This window comes from Rhizobium oryziradicis (assembly GCF_001939045.1).
GTDB lineage: Bacteria > Pseudomonadota > Alphaproteobacteria > Rhizobiales > Rhizobiaceae > Allorhizobium > Allorhizobium oryziradicis.
Genome location: NZ_MKIM01000033.1, coordinates 103,062 through 123,975, shown reverse-complemented (window position 1 = coordinate 123,975; position 20,914 = coordinate 103,062). Strand labels below are relative to the sequence as shown.

Annotated in this window: 20 protein-coding genes and 1 tRNA gene; 12 read left to right on the top strand and 9 right to left on the bottom strand. The window is 53.9% G+C overall.

Annotation, left to right across the window (positions count from 1 at the left end; all coding sequences use genetic code 11):
- Window positions 1–29: 29 nt before the first annotated feature.
- A complete protein-coding gene (locus BJF95_RS22870) occupies window positions 30–719 on the bottom strand; it encodes an NnrU family protein (RefSeq protein WP_075641808.1) in 690 nt (229 codons plus the stop codon).
- Between the two features lie 226 nt (window positions 720–945).
- On the opposite strand from BJF95_RS22870, the gene BJF95_RS22865 reads away from it, so the two are divergent.
- Window positions 946–1,386 (top strand): pseudoazurin, encoded by a 441-nt coding sequence (locus tag BJF95_RS22865; protein ID WP_425348725.1) that lies wholly within the window; start codon window positions 946–948, stop codon window positions 1,384–1,386.
- Between the two features lie 116 nt (window positions 1,387–1,502).
- On the opposite strand, the gene BJF95_RS22860 is transcribed toward BJF95_RS22865, so the two are convergent.
- The 3 genes from BJF95_RS22860 to BJF95_RS22850 all read right to left on the bottom strand — a co-directional run bounded on the left by BJF95_RS22860 (window position 1,503) and on the right by BJF95_RS22850 (window position 3,623).
- Window positions 1,503–2,219, bottom strand: a complete 717-nt coding sequence (locus tag BJF95_RS22860; RefSeq protein WP_075641807.1) for a Bax inhibitor-1/YccA family protein — start codon at window positions 2,217–2,219, stop codon at window positions 1,503–1,505.
- Between the two features lie 92 nt (window positions 2,220–2,311).
- Window positions 2,312–3,100, bottom strand: a complete 789-nt coding sequence (locus tag BJF95_RS22855; RefSeq protein ID WP_075641806.1) for an anti-sigma factor family protein — start codon at window positions 3,098–3,100, stop codon at window positions 2,312–2,314.
- Window positions 3,084–3,623, bottom strand: coding sequence for a sigma-70 family RNA polymerase sigma factor (locus BJF95_RS22850; RefSeq protein WP_075641805.1), 540 nt, complete (start codon window positions 3,621–3,623; stop codon window positions 3,084–3,086). The genes BJF95_RS22855 and BJF95_RS22850 overlap by 17 nt, the downstream gene beginning before the upstream one ends.
- Window positions 3,624–3,985: 362 nt before the next feature.
- Here BJF95_RS22850 and cyoA point away from each other — a divergent pair, with 362 nt between their 5' ends.
- The 5 genes from cyoA to BJF95_RS22825 are packed head-to-tail and all read left to right on the top strand — an operon-like array spanning window position 3,986 to window position 8,978.
- Complete coding sequence (gene cyoA / locus BJF95_RS22845; protein ID WP_075641804.1) at window positions 3,986–5,143, top strand: ubiquinol oxidase subunit II; 1,158 nt, start codon at window positions 3,986–3,988, stop codon at window positions 5,141–5,143.
- 38 nt (window positions 5,144–5,181) lie between these two features.
- Entirely contained in the window at window positions 5,182–7,185 is a 2,004-nt protein-coding gene (gene cyoB / locus BJF95_RS22840) for a cytochrome o ubiquinol oxidase subunit I (RefSeq protein ID WP_075641803.1), read from the top strand.
- A 4-nt stretch (window positions 7,186–7,189) separates the two neighbouring features.
- The gene (cyoC, locus tag BJF95_RS22835) at window positions 7,190–7,807 is read left to right on the top strand and encodes a cytochrome o ubiquinol oxidase subunit III (protein ID WP_075641802.1); all 618 of its coding nucleotides are present in this window, start codon (window positions 7,190–7,192) and stop codon (window positions 7,805–7,807) included.
- Window positions 7,804–8,190: a cytochrome o ubiquinol oxidase subunit IV gene (gene cyoD, locus BJF95_RS22830; RefSeq protein WP_075641801.1), complete on the top strand. Its 387-nt coding sequence runs from the start codon at window positions 7,804–7,806 to the stop codon at window positions 8,188–8,190. Before cyoC ends, cyoD begins: the two co-directional genes overlap by 4 nt.
- Before the next feature lie 56 nt (window positions 8,191–8,246).
- On the top strand, window positions 8,247–8,978 hold the full coding sequence (locus tag BJF95_RS22825; RefSeq protein WP_075641800.1) for an SURF1 family protein: 732 nt from the start codon (window positions 8,247–8,249) through the stop codon (window positions 8,976–8,978).
- Window positions 8,979–8,998: 20 nt separating this feature from the next.
- Here the strand turns inward: BJF95_RS22825 and BJF95_RS22820 are convergent, their stop codons facing one another.
- On the bottom strand, window positions 8,999–9,706 hold the full coding sequence (locus tag BJF95_RS22820) for a GntR family transcriptional regulator (RefSeq protein WP_083638953.1): 708 nt from the start codon (window positions 9,704–9,706) through the stop codon (window positions 8,999–9,001).
- Between the two features lie 201 nt (window positions 9,707–9,907).
- Between BJF95_RS22820 and BJF95_RS22815 the strand changes: the two genes are divergently transcribed.
- From BJF95_RS22815 to BJF95_RS22800, 4 genes are all read left to right on the top strand, one after another.
- Window positions 9,908–10,915, top strand: a complete 1,008-nt coding sequence (locus tag BJF95_RS22815) for a sialic acid TRAP transporter substrate-binding protein SiaP (protein ID WP_075641799.1) — start codon at window positions 9,908–9,910, stop codon at window positions 10,913–10,915.
- Window positions 10,916–10,990: 75 nt separating this feature from the next.
- A complete protein-coding gene (locus tag BJF95_RS22810) occupies window positions 10,991–11,497 on the top strand; it encodes a TRAP transporter small permease (RefSeq protein WP_075641798.1) in 507 nt (168 codons plus the stop codon).
- On the top strand, window positions 11,494–12,789 hold the full coding sequence (locus BJF95_RS22805) for a TRAP transporter large permease (RefSeq protein ID WP_075641797.1): 1,296 nt from the start codon (window positions 11,494–11,496) through the stop codon (window positions 12,787–12,789). The genes BJF95_RS22810 and BJF95_RS22805 overlap by 4 nt, the downstream gene beginning before the upstream one ends.
- A 48-nt stretch (window positions 12,790–12,837) precedes the next feature.
- Window positions 12,838–13,788 (top strand): dihydrodipicolinate synthase family protein, encoded by a 951-nt coding sequence (locus BJF95_RS22800; protein WP_075641796.1) that lies wholly within the window; start codon window positions 12,838–12,840, stop codon window positions 13,786–13,788.
- A gap of 117 nt (window positions 13,789–13,905) precedes the next feature.
- On the opposite strand, the gene BJF95_RS22795 is transcribed toward BJF95_RS22800, so the two are convergent.
- The 3 genes from BJF95_RS22795 to BJF95_RS22780 form a co-directional block, all read right to left on the bottom strand.
- Window positions 13,906–14,088, bottom strand: coding sequence for a hypothetical protein (locus BJF95_RS22795; RefSeq protein ID WP_075641795.1), 183 nt, complete (start codon window positions 14,086–14,088; stop codon window positions 13,906–13,908).
- Between the two features lie 353 nt (window positions 14,089–14,441).
- A tRNA-Ser gene (locus BJF95_RS22785) sits at window positions 14,442–14,531 on the bottom strand.
- Window positions 14,532–14,666: 135 nt separating this feature from the next.
- A complete protein-coding gene (locus BJF95_RS22780; protein ID WP_075641793.1) occupies window positions 14,667–15,419 on the bottom strand; it encodes a YoaK family protein in 753 nt (250 codons plus the stop codon).
- Window positions 15,420–15,659: 240 nt separating this feature from the next.
- Here BJF95_RS22780 and BJF95_RS22775 point away from each other — a divergent pair, with 240 nt between their 5' ends.
- Entirely contained in the window at window positions 15,660–16,073 is a 414-nt protein-coding gene (locus BJF95_RS22775; RefSeq protein WP_075641792.1) for a hypothetical protein, read from the top strand.
- A gap of 114 nt (window positions 16,074–16,187) precedes the next feature.
- A complete protein-coding gene (gene secD / locus BJF95_RS22770) occupies window positions 16,188–18,704 on the top strand; it encodes a protein translocase subunit SecD (RefSeq protein WP_075641791.1) in 2,517 nt (838 codons plus the stop codon).
- Window positions 18,705–18,775: 71 nt separating this feature from the next.
- Here the strand turns inward: secD and BJF95_RS22765 are convergent, their stop codons facing one another.
- The gene (locus tag BJF95_RS22765; protein WP_075641790.1) at window positions 18,776–20,587 is read right to left on the bottom strand and encodes an ABC transporter ATP-binding protein; all 1,812 of its coding nucleotides are present in this window, start codon (window positions 20,585–20,587) and stop codon (window positions 18,776–18,778) included.
- Window positions 20,588–20,914 lie beyond the last annotated feature (327 nt).

Sequence of the window (20,914 nt, the reverse complement as noted above, 5' to 3'; positions counted from 1 at the left end):
CTGGCAAAACCGGGGCGTTTTTTTGGCTATCAAACACCGTAGAGCGCAAGCAAAAGAGGATCGACCCCAAACAGCACTTCATGGAACGCAAACAAAAGCAGGCCCGTGATCAATGCCGTTGCCAACAACGACAGCAGCATAACCCCATCCGCTCTTGGATGCGCCCGCCCAGCACACATGGCGGCAAAAGGGATGATTGATGTTGCACTGGTGATCTCGCTCCATCGCGCGCCAAGCCGACGACGGCCACGGCGCTCTAAAATGACAATGCCCATGAGCGAAAAGGCGGAAAATCCGCCAAATAAGATCAAAGCGGCAAGCTCACCATTGGGAAAGATATGGCCGAAAAACAGCAGGAAAAAGCCCCATAGCACGGGATGGCGGGTGATTGACACAATGGCGCCAACGCGGCCCGATGGGCGAAAGCTGATGGAGGCAGGGTTTGGACTGAGCAGACCACAGATCACCAGAAAAATGCCGATCGGCGCACAAAGAAATGTCACCCATGCCTGCCACGGATGATCCATCCAAAGCGCAACGTCTTCCGATGTTGCAAAAGCATAAAACAGCCATGCCAGCGACGCTAAAGATAGCAGGGAATAACCGATCATATACCCCGAGCGCCCGAGCCGGTCTATCAGGTGTTGGCGCAACCTTGCAAAAGACGGCAACGAATGCGTGAAGAGAAAAAAGAAAAATGCGAGAATAAAATTCGCCATGAAGAAGCGCCGTGTTGTTTATGACTGGGCCTAGTGCCGATCTTTGATCTCTTAGCACCGCACTGCCAAAAAACCTACCAAGCGCGCTCTTCAACAAAACGCGATTTGCGCTCAATCAAAGTGGCGGGTGCAAAATGCCACTATGCCTGTGCGGGCAAGCCCAAACAAAAAACTTGAGCATCGTGTTGATCCTTCGGTTTCACATGATGCCCTCATGGAGATATTGATGCGCACATCCCTCGCCCTCATTGCATTGATCGCAGTTGCTGCAGGCACGCCCGCCATGGCAGCCGACTATGAAATTCACATGCTGAACAAGGGTGCAAATGGGCAGGCTATGGTCTTTGAGCCCGCCGCCCTCAAAATCGCCCCCGGCGATACCGTCACCTTCATTCCAACCGATAAGGGACACAGCGCAGAAACCATTCCCGGCCTGTTACCAACGGGTGCCGAGCCTTTCAAAGGAAAAATCAACGAGACGATCAAGGTGACATTTCCTGTGGCTGGCGCTTATGGCATCAAATGCGCCCCCCATGTCGGCATGGGCATGGTGGCCGTGGTTGTTGTTGGCGATGCGCCCGCAGCCAATGCGCAAGCGATCAAGGACGCAAAACTGCCTCCGAAAGCCAGCACCACCCTGATCACAGAGCTTGATTCACTGCATTAAGCCGCGTCTCACATCAGGACCACGCTGGCCATCATCCGGTGCCGCCAATTAAACGTGGTACAGCGCCGTGCGTCATATATGGCGCACGGCGCTGTAATGACCGACTTAACCTGCGCTTATTCGCGCTCGCCTGTCAGGTTCAGCAACAGCTGGAAAATATTGACGAAATTCAGGTAGAGCGACAAAGCCCCGAACACGGCCAGTTTCTGCTGAGACTCGTGGTCAATGTTCTCGGCATATTGCTCCTTGATCGTCTGGGTATCCCAAGCCGTGAGGCCAACAAACACCACAATACCGATGACGGAGATGGCAAATTGCAATGCCGTTGAGCCAAGGAAAATATTGGCGATGGAGGCGATCACAACACCGATCAAACCCATCATCAAGAACGAACCGAACTTCGAGAGATCACGCTTGGTTGTGTAGCCATAAAGGCTCATGGCACCAAACATGGTCGCTGAAATGAAGAAGGTTCGTGCGATGCTGGCTCCCGTGAATTGCAAAAACACAGCGGCCATCGACAGTCCCATGACGGCACAAAATGCCCAGAACGCCATTTGGGCAGCGCTGGCTGACATGGCATGCAGGCGGAATGAGAAGAAAAACACAAAGGCCAACGGAGCCAACATCACCACCCATTTCAAAGGTGTTTGAAAGATTGGCACATAAAGTGCTGGCGTGGAGCCAACGAAATAGGCGACCAGACCGGTAATCACCAGACCAGCACCCATGTAATTGTAAACGCGCAACATGTGTTGGCGCAAACCCTGATCGAGTGCCGCGGCAGAGTGCACGCCAGCCCCCATTTGATAATTTCTATTGACTGGATCCATTGATGGATACTCCTCTCGTTCTTTGTCTCGACACATGTTCAAAAGTGTCAAAGATAGGTAACTTTTTGAAACTGTGTTGATATTTTCAGTTTTCAATAAAGCGTTTTGGCCAGCCGGTCTGCTGATGCCGCCAGCGCATCCGTATCGCCACCATCGGAAATCAGCGCATAGGCAACCTCGCCAATTTGCCAATAAGCGGCGGCTGACTTGCCGGAAGAGGCAAGCGTTACACGCTGCACAGAAAACGCGCCGGTCCTCGCCGCAAATAAGGTGAGGTCGCGGCCATTGCGCTGCTTTACCGCCATTTCAACACTCGGACCGAAATCCGACGGAAAGATCTGGCTGTCCAACACCGTCCAATTTTCCGGCAGCTTTGGCAGAACAATGCCGGTTGCAGCCCGCACTTCACCAGCATCAAAAGCCGTGTTCGTCACAGTCGGGCGCAGTTTTTCGCGCACCAGGGTTGCTTCATGCGCCTGCAAGGCTTCGCGCACAAATGCAGGCGTGGGCACCGAGGCAACCACTGGCGTCGCCGTGAACGGGTTGATCAAGGAATGCGCCACCCAGCCAAAACCGACAAAGACTGCAACCGCCGCTGCCCGCCGCAAAAGTGCAACCCGCCCTTTGTTGCGCAGCGCCTGCTCCAGCAAGCGGGCCGTATGCCGGGTTTTATGGGCATCAAGCGTGTCAGGACTGCCTGAATTGAGCCTCAAGGCCAGACGCAACTCGTCGCGCACCTGCAAATCCGCCATCGCCCGTGCGGCAAGCTCAGGCGTTTGTGCCAGATGGGCCTCGACCGCGATACGCCGCGCCATATCGAGTTGGTTGTCGATGTAGGCGTGAATATCCGCATCCACAATCGGGTCAGACTGTCGTGTCATCAGAACCTCCTACAATCCGAAGCTTGGGAACCGTGCCGTGCGCGTTTTCAAACGCACGCAGTCGAGCGCGGGCACGCGATAGGCGTGACATCAGAGTGCCAACCGGAATACCCAGCATGTCGGCGGCCTCCTGATAGGAAAACTCCTCAATCGCCACGAGATGCAACGCCTGACGTTGCTCTTCCGGCAATGCCATAAACGCGGCCCGCAACTGATTGAGGCGAACGACCTGCTCCTGCCCGCTCTCAACCACCGGATCAAACAGCTCAGCCGCAATCGCATCGCGCTGCTCTGCCGATTTTTTATGCCGCACGCGGTCGATGTGCGTGTTGTGCAAAATTGCAAACAGCCAGCGACGCAGATTTCCATCCTGACGAAAGCTGCCATGGCGTTCATAGGCGCGCACCAAGGCATCATTCACCAGATCCTCAGCGTCATCCTTATTGCGCACGAGCGACATCGCGTAACGCCGCAGTGCGGCGAGCTGTCCAATCACGTCAAATGAGCCAATCTTCTTGTCCATGCCCTATATACGGACCCCCATGCTCATTTATTCCACGCCCTGAATATTTTTTTGGTTTTGTCAGTTGGTGGCAGACACGGGCTCTCAACAGGGGGGTGCGACAATTTGATTATTGGTAACTGCGCGCCCAAAAATCACCCGATAGCCGCCTGTTTTATGCCGCACATGCGAAGGTGAAGATTTTCATAAGCCACAGAATTAACGGCATTATTTTAGAAGAAGCAGAAGTCTAAAATGCCAAACAACGGACTGCGCACGCGCACTAAAGCTTACATTAGAGACTCTGCCTGCGACAAAATGCGCGTTTCTTCTTTGAAAAAAAGGACTAATTCGCCAGTACGCGCTTGATGTGAGTCAAAGTAATGAAAAAAATCCCAGCACTACCAATTCTAATGCTAGCACCTCTGTTGCTGCTTTCAGGTTGTAATCTCGTTGTCATGTCGCCGTCCGGCGATATCGCAATGCAGCAACGCGACCTGATCATTTTTGCCACCGTTTTAATGTTGCTGATCATCGTTCCGGTGATTTTTTTGACATTCCTGTTCGCCTGGCGCTACCGCGCCTCAAACAAATCCGCGACATATCTGCCCGACTGGCACCATTCAACCAAGCTTGAGCTTGTTGTGTGGTCCGCGCCCATCGCGATCATTCTTGTTTTGGGCACCGTGACATGGATTGCGACCCACCGGCTCGATCCCTACCGGCCATTGGACCGCCTAGACGCAGAACGCGCCATTCCGGCTGACGTGAAGCCGATGACGGTTGAAGTTGTGGCAATGGATTGGAAGTGGCTGTTTGTCTATCCCGATCTCGGCATTGCAACGGTCAATGAACTGGCAGCGCCTGTGGATGTGCCAATCAACTTCAAGATCACAGCGCAATCTGTGATGAATTCCTTCTACATCCCTGCTTTGGCTGGACAGATCTACGCCATGCCGGGCATGCAGACACAGCTCCACGGCGTTATAAACAAGCCCGGCGTTTATGAAGGCTTCTCTGCAAACTACTCTGGCGCAGGTTTCTCCAACATGCGTTTCAAGTTCCACGGACTTGACCAGAAGGGCTTCGACAATTGGGTTGCTCAAGTCAAGGCCAATGGCACAGCGCTGAACCAGGACGCCTACATGAAGCTCGAAAAGCCGAGCGAAAAGGATCCTGTGCGATACTTCGCCTCGACCGAGAAGAACCTCTACAACAAGGTTCTGAACATGTGCGTTGATCCGGACAAGATGTGCGTCGACAAGATGATGCATATCGACATGATGGGCGGCGCAGGCAAAGAAAGCGCTGAAAACCGCGACAAGCTGCAATATGACGACCGCGGTGTGGATTTGAGCGTCAGCCCAGATCACGGCACAGAAGGTGCCAAAGAGCACTCCAGCATCAAGACTGATGCAATGCCCGTGTCTTCGACCACAAAAGCCGACGACACCACCATGCACATGAACCATACCATGCCGGGAATGAACATGCCCGACAGCGAAAAAGACGCGGCGACGCCGGCTCAAGCCAAAAACTGAACCGCCATTCCGCCGCATTCAACTCAACGGGGCTTCCCATGTTTTCAAACCCAGACATCATGAAGTTTATCTTCGGGCGTTTGACCTTAGAGTCCATCCCGTACCACGAACCCATTCTTGTGGTGACGTTCATTGCTGTCGCCATCGGTGGTGCCGCAGTCCTTGGTGCCGTTACCTATTTCAAACTGTGGGGCTATCTCTGGTCAGAGTGGTTCACCAGTGTTGACCACAAGAAAATCGGCATCATGTATATGATTCTGGCCGTCATCATGCTTTTGCGCGGCTTTGCCGATGCATTGATGATGCGCGTCCAGCAAGCCATGGCCTTCAACGGCGATCCGGGCTTCTTCCCGCCACACCACTACGACCAGATCTTCACCGCCCATGGCGTGATCATGATCTTCTTCGTCGCCATGCCGTTCGTCACAGGTTTGATGAACTTCGTTGTGCCGTTGCAGATTGGTGCGCGCGACGTGTCCTTCCCCTTCCTGAACAATTTCTCGTTCTGGATGACGGTTGCAGGTGCCGTTGTGGTGATGATTTCGCTGTTTGTTGGCGAATTCGCTCGCACAGGCTGGCTGGCCTATCCACCTCTGTCGGGTGGTGATTACAGCCCTGGCGTCGGTGTCGATTATTACATCTGGGGTCTGCAGGTCGCAGGCGTTGGTACCACGCTGTCTGGTATCAACCTGATTGCAACCATCGTAAAGATGCGTGCCCCAGGCATGACCTTCATGAAGATGCCAATCTTCACCTGGACCTCGCTTTGCACCAACGTGCTGATCGTGGCCTCCTTCCCGATCCTGACCGCAACACTCGTGCTTCTGTCGCTTGACCGCTACCTCGGCATGAACTTCTTCACAAACGACCTCGGCGGCAATCCGATGATGTATGTGAACATGATCTGGATCTGGGGCCACCCTGAAGTTTACATTCTGGTTATTCCAGTGTTCGGCGTGTTCTCCGAAGTTGTGTCTGCCTTCTCTGGCAAGCGCCTCTTTGGCTACACATCGATGGTTTACGCGACATGCAGCATCATGCTGTTGTCCTACCTGGTTTGGCTGCACCACTTCTTCACCATGGGCTCCGGCGCAAGTGTGAATTCGTTCTTCGGTATCACCACGATGATCATCTCGATCCCCACGGGCGCGAAGATTTTCAACTGGCTGTTTACGATGTATCGTGGCCGCATCCGCTTCGAAGTGCCAATGTTGTGGACCATGGGCTTTATGGTCACCTTCGTCATCGGTGGTATGACGGGCGTTCTGCTCGCTGTTCCTCCAGCTGACTTCGTGCTCCATAACTCGCTGTTCCTGATCGCGCACTTTCATAACGTTATCATCGGCGGCGTGGTGTTTGGTGTGTTCGCCGGCATCAACTTCTGGTTCCCGAAAGCTTTCGGCTTCAAACTGGATGCTTTCTGGGGCAAGATGTCCTTCTGGTTCTGGCTGGTCGGCTTCTACTTCGCCTTCATGCCGCTCTACGTTCTGGGCCTGATGGGTGTTACCCGCCGTATGAACCAGTTTGATGATCCGTCTTTGCAGATCTGGTTCGTCATTGCCGCCTTTGGTGCAGTTCTGATTGCAGCAGGTATCGGCTCGTTCATCGTGCAGATTGGCGTGAGCATCAAGAACCGCGAAAAGCTTCGTGACCTCACGGGCGATCCATGGGATGCCCGTACGCTGGAATGGTCGACATCGTCGCCACCGCCTGCTTACAACTTCGCCTTCACGCCGGTTGTTCACGATCCTGACGCATGGGATGATATGAAGAAGCGTGGCTATAGCCGTCCGCTGCTTGGTTTCCGCCCAATTCATATGCCGAAAAACACCGGCACGGGCGTGATCTTGTCTGGCTTGAGCATCGCTTTTGCCTTCGGGATGATCTGGTACATGTGGTGGCTTGCGATCATCTCGTTCGTTGCAATTGTCGCGGTCGCGATCGGTCACACGTTTAACTACAACCGTGACTATTACATCTCCGCGGAAGAGGTGGTGAACACCGAAGCCACACGCACCGCTCTTCTTGGTAATAAGGGGTGATCTGATGGATCCGAGAAGCTATAAGGCCGAAAAGCCCGAATTCTACCTCACCGAGGATCATCATCCAGAAAGCAGCACGAACCTTGGGTTCTGGCTGTACCTGATGAGCGACTGCCTTATCTTTGCGATGCTGTTCGCAACCTATGCCGTGCTCGGCCGCAATTATGCGGCCGGCCCTTCGCCTGCTGATCTGTTTGACCTCAAGCTCGTTGCCATCAACACGGCAATGCTGCTGTTCTCGTCCATCACCTATGGCTTTGCCATGCTGGCGATGGAAAAGAAAAATCAGTCTGCGACGCTGATCTGGTTGGCTATCACCGGCTTGTTCGGTGCGGTGTTTATCTATCTCGAACTTTATGAGTTCGTGCATTTGATCCATGAGGGTGCAGGCCCTAGCCGCAGCGCATTCCTGTCGGCGTTCTTCACGCTGGTTGGAACGCACGGCTTGCACGTCACCTTCGGTCTCATCTGGCTTGTCACGCTGATGGTACAGGTCAAGAAACATGGTTTGAATGACGCAAACAAGCGCCGTTTGATGTGCCTGTCGATGTTCTGGCACTTCCTGGACGTTGTCTGGATCGGCGTATTTTCCTACGTTTACCTGCTGGGAGTTATCGGATGAGCGAGAACGCACATGCTCACGATCATGGTCATCACTCAGGCGGCCATGAAGCAAGCCACGGCAGCGTGAAAAGCTATGTCACTGGCTTTATCCTCTCTGTCATCCTCACCGCTATTCCTTTTTGGATGGTGATGAGCGGTGCCATTGAAAACAAGGCCCTACTGGCTGGTCTGGTCATGGCCATTGGTGCGGTGCAGATTGTGGTTCACATGATCTACTTCCTGCACATGAACACCAAGTCTGAAGGCGGCTGGACCGTTATGGCGCTGATGTTCACGGTCATTATCGTGGTCATCGTTCTGTCTGGCTCGCTCTGGGTTATGCATCACCTGAATACAAATATGATGCCCATGGGCGTCGAGATGATGAGAAATATGCCCTAATCAGGCTCTATCGTCGGGCGGCCTAACAGCCGCCCGATGTGTTTCAGGATATAACAATGACCACTGCCCCTGCCCCAAGACAAAGCGTCGCTCGCAAAGCTTTGCTTTCCGCCTTCCTGCTTTTGGCCTGTGCAGGGTTTGTTGCATTGGGAATTTGGCAGATCGAGCGCCTCGGTTGGAAGCGCGATCTGATCGCGCGTGTTGATTCCCGCGTGCATGCCGCCCCCGTTCAGGCTCCTGCGCGCGCCCAATGGCCAACAATCAATCAACAAAACGACGAATACCGGCATGTCCAGATCGTCGGTCAATTTGACAATACAAAAGAAACCTATGTCTATGCCTCGACAGAGCTTGGCGCGGGTTATTGGGTTTTGACCCCGCTCACCACCACGGATGGCGAAACGGTGTTGATCAATCGCGGTTTTGTACCATTGGACAAGAAAGCGCCATCCACCCGTCTTGAGGGTCAGATCACTGGCCCCGTGACGGTTACAGGCCTGCTCCGCCTGTCTGAGCCAAACGGCACCCTTTTGCGCTCAAACGTGCCGCAAGATGACAGATGGTATTCCCGCGATGTCGCAGCCATCGCCAGCAAGTGGGATCTGAGCAACGTTGCGCCCTATTTCATTGATGCAGACAAATCCGCCACGGGCGGCACGTTTCCAGTCGGTGGCCTCACGCAGGTAAAATTCCCCAACAGCCATCTTCAATACGCCATCACCTGGTTCGTCATGGCCCTCATGAGCCTGGTTTTCCTCTGGTATTTGTTTCGCCATTCATCGAAGTGATGAGCCCCAGGCAGATACGGCTATAATGTTCCACCCAAGGCAAGGGTCAGGGAATTGTCGATATGCTGACAGAGCGCCTTTGTCGCCTCAACCTCATCGCCAGCATAAAGAGGGTTCAAAAAGGCCAGATGTTCACCAATCACGCGGCTTGCATTGGCCGGTGTAACCCGAATACGTGATTGGCCGACCATGCGGGTTTTGATTGATGTGACACGATAGACGTTGGTGATCAACGCGTTTCCGATCGCGCTGACCATTTGCAAATGAATGTCCCAATCAAGGCGCTGCAAACGCTGTGCGACCTCTTCATCGCCGCGATCCAAGTGGTCAATCGCGCTGTTGTGCCAATCAATCCACCCGGCAATGACAGATTTTGAAATGTGTTTGATTGCAAATGGCACGGAGGTCATCTCAATCATCGTGCGCATTTGATAGGCGTCACGCACGAACGTAATATCGAGACTGGGCACCATCAGCCCGCGCTTGGGCAACGTTATCAGCAGGCCCTCTGCTTCGAGACGCGGGATGGCCTCGCGCACTGCGCCAAGCGTTGCACCGGTTTTTTCCATAAGCTCGCGTTGAGAAACAACATCACCCGGCTTGAGCCCGCCGTTGTTCAGCAAATCTTCAATGCTGTCATAGGCCACCTGTCTGAGCGTGGCGGTGCCAGCCCGATTGGTGGCCTTAGCTGTACCATCATCATCGGCAGAAGGGGTAAGGCTGTTCATCGCGTCTCTCTCATTTCATTTTGACAGCTTACTAACATGTTAGTGACTTGTCACGCTCGATTAATAAGTTATAAAGAGGTTGAGCAGAACTCGGTGCGGCCTTGAGGAGGGGTGGATTGAGTGGGTTGCAACACAGCTACGTGTTGGACTTTTCGCTTGCAACTGGCGTCAAATGCCAGAATTCTGATTGGGAGGAATAGAATGAACAAGCAATTCACGCGCCGCTCGGCACTCGCCATGGCGGCCGCAGCAGCAACCTTGCCCTTTGCATCCAGCACCTTTGCCGCAGGCAAACCAGTGCTTCGCCTATCGTCACCGGCCTCTGAGACAGACCAGCGCGCCGTCGCACTTATCGAGAAATTTGCGCCGGCCATTGCCAGCTTTGCGACGTTCGAGCCGCATTGGAATGCCACGCTGTTCAAGCAGGGCACCGAGCTGGAGGCCATCTCGCGCGGCAATCTCGATATGGCGATTACCTCGGCGCAGGAATTGGCGGTGTTTTTTCCTGAGTTTTCGATTTTTTCCGCAGGCTATGTCCATAAGGATGCCGCCCATCAGGTGAAGGTCTTCAATGATCCGTTGATGGAGCCGATGAAGAAGAAGGTTGAGGATGACCTCGGCGTCAAGCTTTTGACCGTCATGTATCTCGGTCGTCGCCAGCTCAATCTTCGCAAATCCAAGGCCGAACTGACAGTTAAGACACCCGCCGATCTCAAAGGCGTGACCCTGCGCATGCCGGGCACAGATGCCTGGCAGTTCCTTGGAAAAGCCCTTGGTGCAAACCCGACGCCCATGGCCTTCACCGAGATTTATACCGGCTTGCAGACCGGCGCGGTCGACGGACAAGACAATCCGTTGCCGACTGTGGTGGACGCGAAATTCTACGAAGTCACCAAACAGATTTGCCTCACATCCCATCTTGTCGATCTGAACTATCTGGCGATTTCCAAAAAAGTGTTTGATGCCCTGCCCGCAGATCAGCAAGCAGCCCTTCTCAAAGCGTCCAATGATGCGGCTGAATTCGGACGGCAAAACCAGTTGAAGAAGGAAGACGACCTTATCGCTTTCCTCAAAGACAAAGGTCTGGATGTCTATGAGCCTGACATCAAAGCATTCCGCGACCACGTGCAGAAGCTGTTTTTGAGCAGCGAATATGCGGCATCATGGCCCAAGGGCATGCTGGATAAAATCAACGCTCTGGCGAGCTGATCAGAAAGCGTGCCGCGTTCGAGCTGATCTCGGGCGCGGTTTGCACGATCGTGATCCGCACATTGGGAGGCCTGCATGGGCGCTATTTTTCATTGGCTCCGAAAAGGGGCAGAAGCCATCAGTGCATTGATGATGTTTGGGCTTTTTGCAACCTTTCTTCTGCAAATCTATTCACGCTATGTCATGGATGCACCATTTGGTTGGACGTTGGAACTCTGTTTGATCTTCTGGCTCTGGATGGTATTTTTCGGTGGGGCATTTATTGTTCGCGAGCGTGATCATATCCGCTTCGACATTCTCTACATGGCTGTGCCGCGCGGCCCTCGCAGGGTTATGGCGCTCATTTCGGCACTGGCCATCGCTGCCGCATTTTTGTGGTCACTGGAGCCAACCTGGGGCTGGATTGATTTTCTTAAAATCAAGAAAAGTGCCACGCTCCGTGTCCCCATGCGCGACATCTACAGCATCTACGCCATTTTTCTGGTGGCGGTGATTGCAGCCCAGCTTTGGAGAATCGTCACTCTTTTCAAACACGGAGTAGAAGACGAAGCCTCGGCTTCCACCGCTGGAGCAGACCAATGAGCCTTGCCCTGACACTATGCCTCATCGCCATTTTGGGCCTTGCCGCGATTGGCACACCTGTCGCTTATTCGATCATTGTTGGCTCTATCGTTTATCTGGTGGCAAAGGGCCAAGACCCGGCTATTGCCGGTGAACAGATGGTTTCAGGCCTTTACGACAGCTTCGTCCTGCTTGCGGTGCCGCTGTTTATTGTTGCTGCCAACATCATGAATGCGGGTGCGATTTCCGAACGCCTGTTGAAGTTTTGCGTGGCAACAGTTGGCCGCTTCAAGGGCGGATTGGGCCATGTGAATGTGGTATCATCGCTGATCTTTTCAGGCATGTCAGGATCGGCTGTGGCCGATGCTGCCGGTGTTGGCCGCATTGTCATCGACATGATGCGCAAGAGTGGCCATTACTCTGGCGGCTATGCCGCCGCCTTAACAGCGGCATCTGCCACCATCGGCCCGGTTATTCCGCCGTCTATTCCCATGGTGCTGTTTGCGCTGGTTTCCAATACGTCGATTGGATATTTGTTTCTCGGCGGCGTCATGCCCGGTCTGGTCATGGGTGCTGTGTTGATGATCATGAATGTCATTCATGCCTACAAGCATGATATGGTCCAAGAAGAGCCCGTGCCACTTCGTGAAATCCCGCGCCTCACGGCGCAAGCATTTCCGGCACTTCTCATGCCAGCCATCCTGCTCTATGGCATCTATGGCGGCATTACCACGCCGACAGAAGCAGCTGCCGTTGCTGCGGCCTATGCCCTCATTCTCGCAGCCGTTTTCTATCGCACCCTGACAATCAAGTCCTTCTATAACATTCTGGTGGAAAGTGCGCGCCCTTCAGCATCCGTGGGATTGGTGATTGGGGGCGCTTTGGTGCTGAACTATATTGTCGCGTCCGAAAATATCGGCGTGTCAATTTCGCATGCTTTGAGCGGCATTCATGTTTCTCCGCTGATGTTCATGTTTGGGGTCAATATTCTGCTGCTGCTGCTGGGCTGCGTGCTGGATGCATCGACCATCATTCTGGTTATCATCCCGCTGTTCATACCATCCTGCCGCGAGTTGGGTATTGATCTCATTTACTTCGGCGTGGTGACCGTGGTGAACACCATGATTGGCATGGTGACGCCGCCATATGGAATATTGCTTTTCGTGATCAACGCCACGACAGGCATTCCACTCAAAGAGATTATTTCGGAAATCTGGGGCTTCATCGCCGCACTGGTGCTGGCGCTCGTGTTGATGATCCTGTTTCCTGAAATCACGCTCTGGCTCCCCAAGCTCTTCGGCTATTCCGGCTGAGCCTGCGGTTTGGGATCGTTTTATTCTTCGTTTTTATAGGAGCGGCATGTGACCACCCGTATTTCTGGTATTATTCCCGTCATGATCACGCCTTTCACCCCGGACGATAAAATTGACTGGGCAGGCCTTGAAGCCTTGATTGAATGGTATATCGCCAACAGCTCGGAAGCGCTTTTTGCCGCCTGCCAATCGTCCGAAATGCGGTTTCTGTCGTTGGATGAGCGCGTTGAGCTTTCACGCTTCACGGCAGAAAAAGTGGCCGGTCGCATTCCTGTTGTTGCCTCTGGCCATGTGTCGGATGGTCTGGACGACCAAATTACCGAGTTGAGCGCCATCGCAAAAACCGGCGTAGATGGCGTTATTTTGGTCAGCAATCGATTGGCCACAGCAACAGAGGGTGCAAGCACTGTACGTGCGACGCTGGATGCGCTGCTATCCGCCCTCCCTACCGATATGCCGCTTGGCATGTACGAATGCCCGGCACCCTATCGGCGTTTGTTGAGCGATGACGAAATCGACTTTTGCGCGCAAACTGGCCGCTTTGTTTTGTTGAAAGACGTCTCCTGCGACTTGGAGGTGGTCACCCGTCGCGCTGAAATTACCAAAGGCACACCATTTTTGATCTGCAACGCCAATGCAGCCATTGCCTATCCGGCGATGACCGTCAGCGGCGGCGGCTTTTGTGGCGTGATGAATAATTTCCATCCCGACCTCTACCGCTGGCTGCAAGATCACGGTCACAAACACGCGGATTTAGCCGCAGAACTGGATGTTTTTCTGGCGCTTTCGGCGATGTGCGAGCCGATGGGTTATCCGAAACTCGCCAAATTCTTTCACCAGCGTCTCGGGACATTTGCTCATGTCGATAGCCGCGCGGTGCCTTACGATATTCATGAGAAATTCTGGGCATTGGACGCTGTTCTCGATCGAATTTCGCAAGGCGCAGAGATTTTCCGAACACGAATTCAAGCTCTGCCAGATTGCAGCATAATTCCTTAAATCGGAATCGATTTAAGGCGAACATTATGCAGTGGAAATAGCAGCCTGGTCTTGCGCACCGGCGATGGCTCCTGCATGAACAGGTGCCATCCTCGCTCTCGTCGACACGCCAATTGCCTAATCTGCGGTATTGAGGGGGTGTTCGGCGCTCGCCTGCGATGCCGTTGTTTCGTTTCTCTTCTTCTCGGCTTTATCTTGATCGTGATGCCATTTGATAGCAAAGAACATGGCTGTGCCGAGCACGATAATCTTTAACGGAAAGAAGACGATAGGGAACCAATCCACCCAGTCACTCGTCATTGAACAGTTCCTTTGAAAAATTGAATACATTCAATCATCTATAGGATATGACGAACATTCGGGAAATGTGCGTTTTGTCACAGGCACAACCCATCGCCTCAGGTAATATGCTCAAGCGCTTGGGTAACTTCATTGAAGCGAAAGGTCACGCGCCATATCTGTCAATCAGCGGGCATAAATCACTTGACGAAGTAACCCGCTACACCATCGCCGCCAACTGCCGAGAACTCGCAACCCAAGCCGAGCCACACCTTCAAGGCGGGGATAAAATAGAACATAAATTGTCAAACCGCGCCCAATAGTTTGACACTTTGCCTTTTAAATAATTGATTTTGTTTGATTAATTTTAGGCATGGCGGAAGAGGTGGGATTCGAACCCACGGTACGGTCTCCCGCACGCCGGTTTTCAAGACCGGTTCCTTAAACCACTCGGACACTCTTCCTTCAATGCCAGAGCGAACTCTGACCGTATCGATATGGTTTGTTATCGATTCTGATTTTGGGTTATAGCCAGACAAAACGTAACGTCAACACCATAACAACAAAATGCTGAGAAACCATTCAATTTACGTGCGTTTTTATTCCTTCTTGCCGCGTGCGTTATAGTCCTCCAGCAGGGGGAAAATGGCAAGTACGGCAACGGGAATTGCAAGAAAGATTGCCGCCGAAATGCCGATATGTTGGAACGAGATGGCCCCCGTTACACCGCCCAGAAAAAACAGAAAGACCATGCGCGAAAGAAGCCATAATTTCGGCAGATCGGCCCTTACCTCTGGCGGCCCGTCTGGCGCGACGTGACGGCCATTCCAATAGAACAGTTTACCCAATTCGATGCCTGTATCGGTCACCAATCCGGTCACATGGGTGGTGCGGATGCGCGCGCCTGACAATTTGGTGATAATCGCGTTCTGCAACCCCATAACGAAGCACAGGAGCGCAATAATCATGAGCGCGAGATCACGGCCAATCGGCCCGAGAAAACCCGATAGCGAAAACGCCGCCAGCAATGAGGCTTCCAGGGCCAAAGGAAGAGCATAGATCGAGCGCAGATTGCGACGACGCCCCCAATTGATGAGGATTGCCGAAACGCCTGCACCAAACAGAAAAAACACGAATCCGGTGAAACCGGAAAGCAGCAATTCGAGCTCTCCCAAAACAAGATTATCAGCAAGGGATGAAACAATCCCGGACATATGGGATGTGTATTGATGCACGGCCATAAACCCGCCCGCATTGGCTGCGCCAGCAATAAAGGTGAGGTAAAAAGCGAGATGGCGGTCACTTGCCTCGGTTCGATCTCTGTGTGCTAGGCTTTTGATGTATGTTTTCATATTGGACACCGAACCTGTGTCAGCGACTCGTGAAGATGGACGACTATCTCACTGCGAGATCGCCATGCGCAAGCCAATTGCAATGGCAAAATGCCACTCTCCTTCACATCTCATATCCGTGGGATTTTCGTCGTCTGCCTAAGGGTTTTGTGAGACAAAACCCTGCCAAATCGAGGCCTGTGAGCGCAAAGCTGCTTTAACGGTCGACAAGTGACTGAGAGACGTGTTACCCGAGCCCCTATGAAACGTTACGGATTTCGGCCCGCCATACGCACCACATGCCCGCGCCCCCATAGTGACGGCAGCGTGTTGGCGGTGTGTGCATTTCTGCTGGCTTACCTCCTGTTTCTTCCGTGGTTTCCGGGCACCACATTTGGTCCCAGCCATAGTGCCAATGATCTTGATTTCAGCGCGCTCCGTGGCAAGGTTCATCTGTCTGCGCGCAACGAAAGCAGACATCTGCGTGATGCAGATCGCGACGACAACAAAGGAGGGCCACCTCCCAATGATATTCCCGTCGTTGTCGTTGATGTCTCGCCCATCACTCCACCTCAGCGGGCCGCGCCACAAGGCGGGTGGGAGCATACCACGCTTGCGCATTCATCTTATCGCAGCGCGCATCAGCCGCGCGCGCCACCGTTGCAACATTCCTGATGCATAGATCGGCGCATTCCGCGCCAGAGCTTTATAATGGATTTAACCCGCTGCTTTGCGCCATTTTTCAGGCCAATGGGCGTGGTTGAAACCATAGAATATGGAATGAGATAGATGAAAACGCCACGCTGGCTTTTGGCTATTTATAGCCTTGTGATCATGTTCGGCCTCTTGACGGCTTTGCCGAATATTTTGCCACAATCCACCCTCGATAAAATGCCATCCTGGCTACCCCACAACCGTGTTTCTCTGGGACTAGACCTGCGTGGCGGCTCCTATCTGGTGCTGGAGGTGGATTCAGCCGATCTTGTGAAAGAACGTCTGCAAACATTGATGCAGGATGCCCGACAAACACTGAGTGAGGCGAAAATACCCGTAACCTCCTTGCGGCAAAATAACAAACAACTGGTCATCACGCTGAGTGATGAAACCCAAAGGCAAGCAGCTCTAACAGCGCTGCAAAAACTCGCCACGCCTGTGGGCGTCACGGGTAGCTCTGACCTTGCCATGACGGGTGCTGGCTCGCAAATCATCGTCGCACTGACCGATGCAGGTCTGGCGGACCGTGTTACCGCAGCCGTTGATCAAAGCCTCGAGATCATTCGCAAACGTGTAGACCAAGTGGGTGTTGCGGAGCCTACAATTCAGCGCGCTGGCACAGACCGTGTTGTGGTGCAGCTTCCTGGCGTTCAAGATCCAAAACGGTTGCGCGATCTGCTGGGCTCGACAGCCAAGATGAGCTTTCATCTCATGGCCAATCCCGGTCCTGATGGCCGGATGCCCGCGGGCACCGAAACGCTCTCAGACGATAGAGGCCAGCAATTCCAGATTTTGTCGCGCGCCGCCCTGTCAGGCGATCACCTGACGGATGCAAGGGTGAGCTTCAACCAGAATAACAATGAGCCTGTTGTTTCGTTTCGTTTCGATACCACCGGCGCACAACGATTTGCAGAAATCACCCGCGCCAATGTGGGGCAACCCTTTGCCATTGTGCTGGACAACAAAGTCTTGAGCGCACCGGTGATCAACGAGCCAATTACCGGCGGTGCGGGGCAGATTTCGGGCAATTTCACGGTGCAGTCGGCCAACGACCTTGCCGCTCTGTTGCGCGCCGGTGCCCTTCCCGCCAAGCTCACCGTGGTTGAGGAAAGAACCGTCGGGGCAGATCTTGGTGCCGACGCCATTTCGGTTGGCATCATGACCGGTTTGATTGGCTTTGGTCTGGTCGTCACCTTCATGTTTGTGCTTTACGGTGCGTGGGGTCTGCTGGCCAATCTGGCGCTTGCCTTGAATGTCATTCTCACCTTTGCCGGATTGACCTTGCTGGGGGCCACCCTCACCTTGCCCGGCATTGCGGGGATTGTGCTTGGCATTGGTCTTGCAGTCGATGCCAACGTCTTGATCAATGAGCGTATCCGCGAAGAAACCCGCAAAGGCCGCTCGGCCATGGCAGCTCTTGATGCCGGTTTCAGCCGAGCTTACTCCACCATCATCGACAGCAATGTTACCGCCTTGATTGCCACGGTTTTGCTGTTTTGGTTCGGCTCTGGTCCTGTGCGCGGTTTTGCTGTCACCATGGGCCTCGGCATTGTTATTTCCATGTTCACGGCGGTTTCCATCGTCAAGGTTGCCATGATCGCGCTGGTCGGCCGCATGAAGTTGAAAACGCTGGAGATAAAGTCGCTTTTCTCCATGAACCTGGTGCCTGAGGGCACCAAAATACCCTTCATGAATGCGCGCTTCATTGGCATTGGCCTATCCGCCGTTTTGTCGGTGGCCTCTGTTGTGCTCTTCATCACCCCCGGATTGAACTACGGTGTGGATTTCAAGGGCGGCATCCAGATGGAGGTTTCCACCCAAGATCCCGCCGACCTTGCATCCTTCCGAAAGGGACTGGAGAGCCTTGGTTTTGGCGATGTTGGCTTGCAACAGTTTGGCGATCCAAAGCACTTCCTGCTGCGCGTGGAGCGCCAGCCGGGTGGCGAGGAAGCCCAGACCGCAGCGGTCGAGAAACTCCGCAGCGAGTTGGTGGTAATCGATAAAACCAGCAATGTGCAAAAAACCGAGGTTGTTGGTCCAAAAGTGAGTGGTGAGTTGGCGACAGCCGGTTTCCTCTCCGTGGTGCTGGCCAGCCTTGCCATGATGGCTTACATCTGGGTGCGGTTTGAATGGCCGTTTGCGGTCGGTGCTATTGCAACGCTGGTGCTGGATGTGACCAAAACCTTGGGCTTCTTTGCCCTGACAGGCATGGATTTCAACCTCACGGCCATTGCGGCGCTGCTAACGCTGGTGGGCTATTCGGTCAATGACAAAGTGGTGGTTTATGACCGCATGCGCGAAAATATGCGGCTCTATAAATCCATGCCGCTGCGCGATGTGATCAATCTCTCCATCAACGAAACATTGGCGCGCAGCATTTACACCTCTGCAACGGCATTTCTGGCGCTCTTGCCCATGGCCATCTGGGGCGGAAGTGCTGTGTCGAGCTTTGCCGTACCGATGGTCTTTGGCATTGTGGTGGCCGCAATCTCGTCTGTGTTTATTGCAGCACCCATCCTGTTGTTCTTGGGCGATTGGCGCACAAAGCACCGGAAGGCAGCAAAAGCACCTCTGGCAAAACAAGCCTCATAATCACCATCGCAAACTGGCCGAGGACGTCGCCTCGGCCAGGTCACTGCACTGATCATCCATTCGCCAGCCTCTTACTCGCCAATCACCAGGCCCTTGGTCAATTCAAGAGCCTGCCGCTCAAACAAGCCGCGATAGATGCCGCCATTGATGCGGATCAGGCTTGCATGCGTGCCCTCTTCCGCAATCCGGCCATGCTCGAACACCAGCAGACGGTCCAAGGCCCGCACGGTGGACAGACGGTGAGCGACAACCAATGTTGTGCGTCCCTGCATCAGCCGTTCCATGGCCTGTTGAATCAGCATCTCCGATTCTGAATCAAGGCTTGATGTTGCTTCGTCCAGGATCAGAATAGGTGCGTCGGCCAAAAATGCCCGGGCAATGGCAATACGCTGGCGCTCACCGCCCGAAAGCTTGATGCCGCGCTCTCCAACCATGGTTGAATAGCCTTTCGGCAAGGCTTCAATAAAGCCATGCGCGCTGGCAAGCCGAGCCGCATTTTCAATCTCGCGTGCACTGGCACCCGGTTTTGCATAGGCAATGTTTTCGGCCAAGGTGCGGTGAAACAGGATAGGCTCCTGCTGCACAATGGCAATTTGCCGACGCAATGCCGCCTGCTGGGTGCGGGAGATATCCTGCCCATCAATGCGGATCATGCCACCATTCACATCATGCAACCGCTGGATAAGCTTGACAAACGTGGTCTTGCCAGAGCCGGAATGACCCACCAGCCCCACACGCTCGCCCGGCTTGATCGTGACCGAAAAATCCCGATACAGCGGCGCGGAATGGCGGCCGTAATGGAAATTCACGCGGTCAAACTCAATCCGGCCTTCGGTGATGCGGATCGGTTTGGCACCGGGCATATCTTCGATACCCAGAGGCTGATCATGCAGCCACACCAGTTCCTCCATATCATTGACCGACCTTTGAAGGTTACGAATGTGCATGCCCACTTCACGCAGGTAACCTTGCAAGATAAAGAACGCCGTCAGCACAAAAGTGATATCACCTGCGCTGGCCCGGCCACTGGCCCAAAGCCACAGGGCAAGGCCCAGAACGCTCCCGCGCAACACGGTGAGCAACGCGGCTTGCAAAGAACCATTCAAGGTTCCACGCGTCCACGTGCGCCGTGTGCGGTCCTGCCATTTGCGCACCACGCGGGCAATCCGCTCATCTTCGCGCGATTCCGCCCCAAAGGCCTTCACAACAGCGTTGCAGGTCACCGCATCAGCCAACGCTCCGCCCAGACGGGTATCCCAGCTATTGGCGAGGCTTGCCATCGGGGCCACGTAGCCCAAGGCCATGCTGGCCGTGAACACCAGAAACACCAAAGACCCGACCCCAACCAGCAGGCCCATCATTGGCCAATGCCACGCCATTAGCACGGTTGATCCTATCAGCATCACCACCGACGGAAACAGCGCCACGAAAACAGTATCATTGAGCAAATCCAGCGCCCACATGCCGCGCGTTGCCTTGCGCACCGTCGAGCCCGCAAAACTATTGGCATGCCAATCGCTGGAAAACCGCTGAATTCTGAAAAACGCATCGCCCGCAATGTCTGCCATACTGCGCAGGGTAAACTGGATGATGGTGGTGAAGGTTGCGTGACGCAGCACGACCGCCCCCACCGAGAGCGCCATCAGCCAGCCAAACGCGGTCATGGCGTTGTGCCAGGTCACCGCATCGTTGGCCTGACCGGTGACAACGGCATCGACCAGGCGACCAGAAAAGAGCGGCGTGAGAACATCGGCAAGCGTTGAGAGCAAGACTGCGCAAACCATAAACGCAGCCCGGCCCGGCTGACGCCGCCAATGAACCCCACAAAAACGAAAAACGTCCCTAAATGCCCCGGTCCTCCGGGATTTTTTTCCAAACAGCATAATAAATTCCGGCAACCACCGGCCTCACGAAATAGAGAAGGAGAGAGCCGTACGCAAAGAGATGCCAACGGCAGAATTTAGAATTTGAAAGATGAGAAGCCCAGAACTCGAACGGCTGAGCAATCAACGAAAGGAGCTGCTATGCAGCGGCATCCGGGATAGAGCCAAATCGGACGCCGGTCGCGATATTGGCTGATGCCACGGGAGATTTTGAAAAATATGCCATCATAAACCTCCCTTTGAGCGCGTTGATAATGCAAAAAGTGTAGACGGTTGAAAAATGGATGCCAAGACGGTTTTTTGCTGAAAATCAAGGTAGTGGGCAAC

What these genes read in the sequence shown, in the direction of transcription:
- BJF95_RS22855 (WP_075641806.1), bottom strand. Translation starts at nt 3,100, where the DNA reads ATGACACGACAGTCTGACCCGATTGTGGATGCGGATATTCACGCCTAC.
- BJF95_RS22805 (WP_075641797.1), top strand. Translation starts at nt 11,494, where the DNA reads ATGAGCCTTGCCCTGACACTATGCCTCATCGCCATTTTGGGCCTTGCC.
- BJF95_RS22810 (WP_075641798.1), top strand. Translation starts at nt 10,991, where the DNA reads ATGGGCGCTATTTTTCATTGGCTCCGAAAAGGGGCAGAAGCCATCAGT.
- BJF95_RS22865 (WP_425348725.1), top strand. Translation starts at nt 946, where the DNA reads ATGCGCACATCCCTCGCCCTCATTGCATTGATCGCAGTTGCTGCAGGC.
- BJF95_RS22870 (WP_075641808.1), bottom strand. Translation starts at nt 719, where the DNA reads ATGGCGAATTTTATTCTCGCATTTTTCTTTTTTCTCTTCACGCATTCG.
- BJF95_RS22850 (WP_075641805.1), bottom strand. Translation starts at nt 3,623, where the DNA reads ATGGACAAGAAGATTGGCTCATTTGACGTGATTGGACAGCTCGCCGCA.
- BJF95_RS22860 (WP_075641807.1), bottom strand. Translation starts at nt 2,219, where the DNA reads ATGGATCCAGTCAATAGAAATTATCAAATGGGGGCTGGCGTGCACTCT.
- cyoC (WP_075641802.1), top strand. Translation starts at nt 7,190, where the DNA reads ATGGATCCGAGAAGCTATAAGGCCGAAAAGCCCGAATTCTACCTCACC.
- secD (WP_075641791.1), top strand. Translation starts at nt 16,188, where the DNA reads ATGAAAACGCCACGCTGGCTTTTGGCTATTTATAGCCTTGTGATCATG.
- BJF95_RS22825 (WP_075641800.1), top strand. Translation starts at nt 8,247, where the DNA reads ATGACCACTGCCCCTGCCCCAAGACAAAGCGTCGCTCGCAAAGCTTTG.
- BJF95_RS22795 (WP_075641795.1), bottom strand. Translation starts at nt 14,088, where the DNA reads ATGACGAGTGACTGGGTGGATTGGTTCCCTATCGTCTTCTTTCCGTTA.
- BJF95_RS22815 (WP_075641799.1), top strand. Translation starts at nt 9,908, where the DNA reads ATGAACAAGCAATTCACGCGCCGCTCGGCACTCGCCATGGCGGCCGCA.
- cyoD (WP_075641801.1), top strand. Translation starts at nt 7,804, where the DNA reads ATGAGCGAGAACGCACATGCTCACGATCATGGTCATCACTCAGGCGGC.
- cyoB (WP_075641803.1), top strand. Translation starts at nt 5,182, where the DNA reads ATGTTTTCAAACCCAGACATCATGAAGTTTATCTTCGGGCGTTTGACC.
- BJF95_RS22775 (WP_075641792.1), top strand. Translation starts at nt 15,660, where the DNA reads ATGAAACGTTACGGATTTCGGCCCGCCATACGCACCACATGCCCGCGC.
- BJF95_RS22765 (WP_075641790.1), bottom strand. Translation starts at nt 20,587, where the DNA reads ATGCTGTTTGGAAAAAAATCCCGGAGGACCGGGGCATTTAGGGACGTT.
- BJF95_RS22780 (WP_075641793.1), bottom strand. Translation starts at nt 15,419, where the DNA reads ATGAAAACATACATCAAAAGCCTAGCACACAGAGATCGAACCGAGGCA.
- cyoA (WP_075641804.1), top strand. Translation starts at nt 3,986, where the DNA reads ATGAAAAAAATCCCAGCACTACCAATTCTAATGCTAGCACCTCTGTTG.
- BJF95_RS22820 (WP_083638953.1), bottom strand. Translation starts at nt 9,706, where the DNA reads ATGAACAGCCTTACCCCTTCTGCCGATGATGATGGTACAGCTAAGGCC.